Source organism: Rahnella perminowiae, assembly GCF_019049755.1.
Lineage (GTDB): Bacteria > Pseudomonadota > Gammaproteobacteria > Enterobacterales > Enterobacteriaceae > Rahnella > Rahnella perminowiae.
On the sequence record NZ_JAFMOS010000347.1, the window covers coordinates 1 to 5,590 of the forward strand.

At 54.0% G+C, this 5,590-nt stretch carries 4 protein-coding genes; 3 read left to right on the forward strand and 1 reads right to left on the reverse strand.

Features of this window, described 5'->3' with window-relative positions:
- Positions 1 to 158: 158 nt before the first annotated feature.
- Entirely contained in the window at positions 159 to 1,061 is a 903-nt protein-coding gene (locus J1785_RS03845; RefSeq protein WP_129952654.1) for a LysR family transcriptional regulator, read from the reverse strand.
- Between the two features lie 118 nt (positions 1,062 to 1,179).
- Here J1785_RS03845 and J1785_RS03850 point away from each other — a divergent pair, with 118 nt between their 5' ends.
- The 3 genes from J1785_RS03850 to J1785_RS03860 all read left to right on the forward strand — a co-directional run bounded on the left by J1785_RS03850 (position 1,180) and on the right by J1785_RS03860 (position 5,553).
- Positions 1,180 to 1,953, forward strand: a complete 774-nt coding sequence (locus J1785_RS03850; protein WP_129991884.1) for an SDR family NAD(P)-dependent oxidoreductase — start codon at positions 1,180 to 1,182, stop codon at positions 1,951 to 1,953.
- Positions 1,954 to 2,258: 305 nt separating this feature from the next.
- A complete protein-coding gene (bglF, locus tag J1785_RS03855; RefSeq protein ID WP_217218856.1) occupies positions 2,259 to 4,133 on the forward strand; it encodes a PTS beta-glucoside transporter subunit IIABC in 1,875 nt (624 codons plus the stop codon).
- Between the two features lie 22 nt (positions 4,134 to 4,155).
- Complete coding sequence (locus tag J1785_RS03860; RefSeq protein ID WP_129991883.1) at positions 4,156 to 5,553, forward strand: glycoside hydrolase family 1 protein; 1,398 nt, start codon at positions 4,156 to 4,158, stop codon at positions 5,551 to 5,553.
- Positions 5,554 to 5,590 lie beyond the last annotated feature (37 nt).

Sequence of the window (5,590 nt, forward strand, 5' to 3'; positions counted from 1 at the left end):
ATACAAATTACGTTTTTTGATTTTGTTTTTTATTTGTGAACGGGATCAAACTGATCATTGCCACCGGAGGCATGAAAGGCGGTATATGTCTGACAAAACCGCCGCAGGACATGATTGTGCCGGAGATTACCGCCGGTGAACGGGCTGAGACGATGGTTTTATAAAGCTTCCCGCCAGCGGAAATAACCGGTTACCGCTTTTAATGCGGCGGATAACTGGCGGTGGCCGGGGTAGTAGAGAAAGAATCCGGGAAAAGTGACCGACCAGTCTTCAAGTACCCGGATCAGCTTACTTTCTGCCACCAGCGCATCATGTTCTGCACTCTGTGCGCTGTAAACCAGCCCGGCGCCGTCGAGTGCAATGCGGGTCATCATGCTGACGCTGTCGACCACCAGTGGCCCCCTGACGGGCACAGCCACCTGCCGCCCGTCTTTTTCAAACTCCCAGCGATAGAGCGAACCGCTGGCAATTTCCCGACGACCAATGCAGGCATGATTTTTCAAATCGGCAGGCGTTCGGGGTTGCGGATGTCGTGCGAAATAATCCGGCGAACCGTACACCGCAGAGTGAAAATCGGCAGTCAGGCGTACAGCATTCATGTCTTGCTGAACATCGCCCCGGATGCGCACCCCCGCATCAAAACCCTCACTGATGATGTCCACAAAACCGTCATTGGTGGCAAGTTCGAGCGTGATATCCGGAAACTGCTGACAAAATTCACGCAACTGTGGCAGGAAAACCATTTCGGCGGCGATGCGCGGCGTATTAATGCGCACCGTGCCTTTCGGTATTTCCCTGAAAGCATTGACATTTTCCACCGCGCCGGAGATGGCCAACAATGCCGGAGCGATGTCCGCCAGCAGGGCGATACCCGCTTCGGTTGGCGACACCTGCCGCGTGGTGCGGTTCAGCAACCGTACACCCAGACGCTCTTCCAGTGACCGTAAGGAATGACTCAGCGTTGAAGCCGTTAAATTCAGCCGCGCCGCAGCTTTGCGGAAACTCTTCTCTTCCGCTATGGCGACAAAAGCGGTCAGTTCTCCAAATTCGCAGGGGCGCATGAGTTTCCTGTTGATGAATGTGAGCCAGTAAAGCATGCGATATAGCATGGCTTATTTACATCAATCAATCCACTTATAGTCAGGTCTCGGTACGGAACATTCATCCACGGGAGAAAACATGTCTCAGATATTACGGTTAAAGGGTCGGGTTGCGCTGGTCACCGGCGGCGGTTCAGGCATCGGGCGGGCGGCCGCACTGGCATTTTCACGCGATGGTGCGAACGTCGTGGTGGCAGGCAGACGGGAAACAGAACTGCAGGAAACGGTGATGATGATCCGCGAACGCGGCGGTGATGCTCTGGCGGTGCCGACCGATGTGTCAGACAGCGCACAGGTCCGGCATCTTATTGCCGCGACGCTGGCGCAGTACGGGCGGCTGGACGCCGCGTTTAATAACGCGGGTGTGGAAGGCTTTGCGCCGGTCAGTGACATGACAGAAGCAGAATTTGACCGGGTGATTGCCACTAATCTGAAAGGCGTCTGGCTGTCAGTGAAATATCAGCTGGAAGCCATGACCGCCGCAGGGCGTGGCGGCGCGATTGTGAATACCTCTTCCTGGCTGGCGCACGGAGCAAGTATTGGCTCTGCGGCGTATTCCGCCAGCAAAGGCGGACTTGACGCGATGATTCGCGCTATAGCACTGGAAACCGGTGCGCAGAATATCCGCATCAATAACGTTAATCCCGGCATTATCGATACCCCCATGGCGCGGCGGCTGGGAGCCAATGAAGAAACGCTGATCCCTTTTGTGCGGCTGACCCCGGCGGGGCGCGTGGGCCAACCGGCAGATGTCGGCGACGTGGTGGCGTGGCTGTGCAGCGATGAAGCGAGGTTTGTGACCGGTCAGAATCTGCTGGTGGATGGTGGATTCACGGTGGCGGGGTTGCGCTAGATAAGACGAAAAGAGACGGAGGCTCAGGGACGGGCGTCTGTCTGCATAAAATCTGAAGCCGATCACAATTTCATCATCCGGCAGATATTACGACTTGTTTCTGTTTACGATTCGCCAGAGAATCCGGTTCAGAAAGCAGGATTGTTACTGTCTGACAGGCAAAACCTAAATTTCTCATTTCTTTGTGTATCGCAAAGAATCGGGAAATTTAGGTTTTTTTTTGGCCTGAATTCAGGGGCCGGCCGCCCCTTTGAAACACAACGGCAATGTCGTGCACGACGCCATTACTCTGATGAGATGACACTATGGAATACAGAACATTAGCCGATGAAATTCTCCGCGGAGTGGGCGGAAAGGACAACGTTAACAGTGTGGTGCATTGCGCCACCCGCTTACGTTTTAAACTCAAAGACACCCGTAAAGCCGATGCAGCCGGGCTGAAAGAAAATCCGGGCGTAATCATGGTGGTCGAGAGCGGCGGTCAGTTTCAGGTGGTGATCGGCAACCACGTCGGTGCGGTGTATGACGCGCTGGTGAAAGGCAGCGCGCTTTCCGACAGCGGTGACGACGACACCGGCGAAAAAGACAGTTTGTTTGCAAGAGCCATCGATGTCATCTCAGGCATCTTCACGCCGTTTATTGGCATTATGGCCGCATCAGGGATCCTGAAAGGTTTTCTGGCACTGGCGCTGGCCTGCGGCTGGATGGTGCCGGAAAGCGGGACCTATAAAGTCTGGTTCGCCGCCAGCGACGCTATGTTCTATTTCTTCCCGCTGGTGATCGGTTATACCGCCGGTAAAAAATTCGGCGGTAACCCGTTTGTGACCATGATGATTGGCGGCGCGATGGTGCATCCGCTGATGATTGCCGCCTTTAATGCACAGCAGCCTGGCGCACAGGGTGAGCATTTCTTCGGCATCCCGCTGGTCTTTATCAATTATACCTCTTCGGTTATCCCGGTGATCCTGGCCGCGTGGGCATCAAGCTGGCTGGAAAAGCGGGCAATGAAAATTTTGCCCGGCGCGCTGCGTAACTTTATTACACCATTGATCTGCCTGATGGTGATTGTGCCGCTGACATTCCTGGTTATCGGTCCGGTGGCGACCTGGGCCAGTCAGCAACTGGCCAATGGCTACCAGTTTGTTTATCACGTCAGCCCGATGGTCGCGGGTGCCTTTATGGGTGCGCTGTGGCAGGTGTGTGTGATCTTCGGTCTGCACTGGGGGCTGGTGCCGCTGATGATCAACAACTTCAGCGTGCTCGGCCATGACACCATGCTTCCGCTGTTACTACCTGCGGTGATGGGGCAGGTCGGTGCGGTCGCTGGTGTGATGCTGCGCACCAAAGATGCCCGTACCAAAGCGCTGGCAGGGTCGGCGATCAGCGCCGGGATTTTCGGTATTACTGAACCGGCGGTCTATGGCATCACCTTGCCGCATCGCCGTCCGTTCATTTTCGGCTGCATCGGCGGGGCGCTGGGCGCGGCGATCCTCGGCTATTTCCAGACGACTGCCTACTCCTTCGGTTTCCCCAGTATTTTCACCTTCACCCAAATTATTCCGCCGGCAGGGTTTAATAACACGGTGACGGCGGCGATTGCCGGCACCCTGATTGCCATACTGTTTGCCGCACTGGCGACTTATTTCTTCGGGATGAAAGAAGAAGCGGTCGCACCGGCAGTCAGCGAAAAGGCCAAAGCGGAAGCCATCCAGGCACCGCGTGGCAAAACGCTGGTCGCCAGCCCGATGAGCGGTCCGTGTATCGCGCTCGATACTGTGAAAGATCCGACATTTGCCAGCGGGTTGCTGGGTAAAGGTGTGGCCATTGTGCCTGTCAGCGGAAGAGTCGTGTCACCGGTGGATGGCACGGTGGTTTCACTGTTCAAAACCCATCACGCCATCGGAATTGAATCGCAAAGCGGCGCAGAAATTTTGATCCACGTCGGCATCGACACCGTGAAACTCGACGGCAAATTCTTTACGCCACACGTTGCTGTCGATGCGGTGGTGAAACAGGGTGATCTGCTTCTGGAATTCGATTTGCAGGGCATTACGGATGCGGGTTATGACCTGACTACCCCAGTGATTGTCACCAACAGCGATGATTATCTTGACGTCATTCCGGCCGGTGTCGGGCAGGATGCCCGCGAACAGACCCCTTTACTGACTTTATTACGCTAACGAACAGAGCCTGGAGGTTCATATGAACAAACAATTCCCAAACGGATTCTTATGGGGCGGAGCCGTCGCAGCCAATCAGGTGGAGGGGGCATACCTGACAGACGGTAAAGGCTTATCCACATCAGATCTACAACCGCAGGGAGTTTTCGGCCCGGTGCAGGAACGTACGGAAGGGGATTTCGGCGTGAAAGATGTTGCCATCGACTTCTATCACCGTTATCCGCAGGACATGAAATTGTTCGCCGAAATGGGCTTTACCGTGCTGCGTACCTCAATCGCCTGGACGCGTATCTTCCCGCAGGGTGATGAATCACAGCCGAATGAAGCGGGTCTGGCATTCTACGACCGCCTGTTTGATGAAATGGCAAAATACGGTATTACACCGCTGGTGACGCTTTCTCACTACGAAATGCCGTACGGCCTCGTGAAGAAACACGGTGGCTGGGGCAGTCGCGACACCATCGGTTTCTTTGAAAATTACGCCCGTACCGTGTTCACCCGCTATAAAGATAAAGTGAAGCACTGGCTGACCTTTAACGAGATCAATATGTCGCTGCATGCGCCGTTCACCGGCGTGGGACTGCCGGAAGACAGCAGCAAGCAGGAAGTTTATCAGGCCATCCACCATCAGCTGGTTGCCAGTGCCAAAGCGGTTAAAGCCTGTCACGAGATTATTCCTGACGGTAAAATCGGTAATATGTTGCTCGGGGGCATGCTGTATCCGCTGACCTGCAAACCGGCCGATATGATGGAAACGTTGCAGCAAAACCGCGACTGGTTATTCTTCGGCGATGTTCAGGTACGGGGTGCCTATCCGGCTTATATGCAGCGTTTCTTTAAAGATCGTGGCATGGACATTACTATTACGGCGGAAGATAAAGCGGCGTTAAAAGAAACCGTTGATTTTATCTCATTCAGTTATTACATGACCGGTTGTGTCACCACGGATGAAGAGCAAAATATTAAAGCGCGTGCCAATATATTAAATATGGTGCCGAACCCGCATCTGCAAAGTTCCGAATGGGGATGGCAGATTGACCCGGAGGGTTTGCGCTTCTTAATGAACGAGCTTTATGACCGTTATCAGAAACCGTTATTTATTGTCGAGAACGGTTTGGGCGCGCGCGATAAAGTTGAAGCTGACGGCAGCATTCATGATGATTACCGCATTCAGTACATCAATGACCACCTGGTTCAGGTGCGTGAAGCCATTGAAGATGGCGTGGAAGTCATGGGCTATACCAGCTGGGGGCCGATTGATCTGGTCAGTGCCTCGAAAGCGGAATTCTCCAAACGCTACGGTTATATCTATGTTGACCGTGATGACCAGGGTAATGGCACGCTGGAGCGCCGCCGTAAGAAAAGCTTCTTCTGGTATCAGGAAGTGATTAGTTCAAACGGCGCATCTTTAAAATCCTGATCTGATTTTTGCCATTAATAATAGATAACCCTGCGGC

Bases quoted from the DNA above. Each gene is read 5' to 3' on its own strand.
- J1785_RS03845 (WP_129952654.1), bottom strand. From the start codon at position 1,061: ATGCGCCCCTGCGAATTTGGAGAACTGACCGCTTTTGTCGCCATAGCG.
- J1785_RS03850 (WP_129991884.1), top strand. From the start codon at position 1,180: ATGTCTCAGATATTACGGTTAAAGGGTCGGGTTGCGCTGGTCACCGGC.
- bglF (WP_217218856.1), top strand. From the start codon at position 2,259: ATGGAATACAGAACATTAGCCGATGAAATTCTCCGCGGAGTGGGCGGA.
- J1785_RS03860 (WP_129991883.1), top strand. From the start codon at position 4,156: ATGAACAAACAATTCCCAAACGGATTCTTATGGGGCGGAGCCGTCGCA.